This is a genomic window from Microcystis sp. M49636_WE2 (assembly GCF_030065375.1).
Taxonomy (GTDB): Bacteria; Cyanobacteriota; Cyanobacteriia; order Cyanobacteriales; family Microcystaceae; genus Microcystis; species Microcystis aeruginosa_C.
The window spans coordinates 1-1226 of record NZ_JASJFG010000601.1 but is presented as its reverse complement, the minus strand read 5'-3'; the positions used below and the strand labels follow the sequence as shown (position 1 = coordinate 1226).

General features: G+C 49.0%; 2 protein-coding genes and 1 pseudogene. 1 reads left to right on the top strand and 2 read right to left on the bottom strand.

The features are described from left to right. Positions 1-300: amino acid--tRNA ligase-related protein (locus tag PX484_RS13910; RefSeq protein WP_288104301.1), on the top strand; the 300-nt coding region annotated here is incomplete at its 5' end. 22 nt (positions 301-322) lie between these two features. Here PX484_RS13910 and PX484_RS13905 read toward each other — a convergent pair. Beyond that, positions 323-439 (bottom strand): annotated as a pseudogene (locus PX484_RS13905) (Uma2 family endonuclease); the annotation flags it as partial. Between the two features lie 159 nt (positions 440-598). Further along, a partial coding sequence (locus tag PX484_RS13900) for a formylglycine-generating enzyme family protein (protein WP_288104300.1) occupies positions 599-1226 on the bottom strand: 628 nt, incomplete at its 5' end.

Here is a 1226-nt window from a genome sequence, read left to right as displayed (position 1 = left end):
TATCAACGGGAAGTACAGGAAAAAGTCTTCGCCACCATCGGTCTATCCCCAGAGGAAGCCTATAATAAATTCGGCTTTTTGTTAGAAGCTTTTGAATACGGAACCCCTCCCCACGGTGGCATCGCCTACGGTTTAGATCGCCTGAAGATGTTGTTAGCCGGGGAAGAATCGATTCGCGATGTGATTGCTTTCCCGAAAACCCAGCAAGCTAGTTGTTTACTCACTTCTGCACCTTCAACAGTGGCAGCCAAGCAATTAAAGGAATTATCCGTTGCTTCTACCTACAAACCGCCATCCTAAGATTAGGGTGGGCAATGCCCACCTAATTTTTGCAAGTCTGTTGACACCATGCTCTTAAATTCTTTTCTGCCCTCACTTCATCCTCTTTAGCAGTGGCTAAAAATTTATAGAGTTTAGTTTTGGGAACTAGGGGAAAAGTGCAGGGTAAGCGCATCTTAACAATCCTTGACAATTGTTAAGCAAAAATCGACCAAATGGGTCGAGTTCGCCCCTACAAAATCGACCCGCCGTGAGGCGGGAAAGAAAAGAAAAAAGAAAAAATAGGGAATGAGGGTAAAAGGGGAAAAAGGAAAAAGGGTTAGAGAGTTCTCCCGAATACGCAGACTACCCGAAAACCGTTATAGCTGCTGCGGTTGACGCGGCGGTTGAGGAAGTAGCGGAAAGCGGAACGGCAGAAATCCGGAAGGCTGAACCAAGAACAGCCCCGCGGAGGAGAACGATTATCATCCCCATTTTCTATCCAAGCACTGCCATCCGTCGGCGCACCGTCATAGTTATCGTGCCAAGTATCGGCGCACCATTCCCAGACATTGCCGTGCATATCGTACAGTCCGAAGGCGTTGGGCGGAAACTGTCCCACGGGAGTCGTTCCGTCTAGATACTCTACCTTCGCTTGTTCTGCGTAGGTATTGCTGGCATTGTAGTTGGCCAATTCCCCGGTAATGGTTTCCCCAAAGTAGAATGGGGTGGTGGTTCCAGCACGACAAGCGTACTCCCATTCCGCCTCACTCGGTAGTCGGTATTCCCGAACCGTCAGTTTCGATAATCTTGCACAGAATTCGACGGCATCGTACCAGTTGACTTGTTCCACGGGACGGCGATCGCTATCGGGACGGTCTTTAAAATAGGCTGGCTTGAAATCAAGGTCTTGTTTAACTTTTAAATCCGTGCGAGAGGCGATCGCTTTCCACTGGGCCTGGGTGATG